The sequence below is a fragment of the Nocardia amamiensis genome, from assembly GCF_015477605.1.
GTDB classification, from domain to species: domain Bacteria; phylum Actinomycetota; class Actinomycetes; order Mycobacteriales; family Mycobacteriaceae; genus Nocardia; species Nocardia amamiensis_A.
Genome location: NZ_JADLQX010000381.1, coordinates 1 through 250, shown reverse-complemented (window position 1 = coordinate 250; position 250 = coordinate 1). Strand labels below are relative to the sequence as shown.

Here is a 250-nt window from a genome sequence, read left to right as displayed (position 1 = left end):
GCGAAGGACCATCGCAAACGCGCCGATCCCACGGTCGTGCGGGTTATCGAGTACACCCTGCAAGGACCCGGTTTCCCCGCCGGGGAGGCGCCCTACCGGTTGATCACCACGATCCTGGATCCCCTAGCCGCCCCGGCGACCGATCTGGCCGCGTTGTATCACGAACGCTGGGAGATCGAGATCGCGCTGGATGAGTTGAAAACCCATCAGCGCGGACCGGCGCAAGTGCTGCGGTCCCGCTCGCCGGAAG

1 pseudogene is annotated in these 250 nt (G+C 66.0%); it reads left to right on the top strand.

The annotated features are described in order from the left end of the window. Positions 1–250 (top strand): annotated as a pseudogene (locus IU459_RS38210) (IS4 family transposase); the annotation flags it as partial.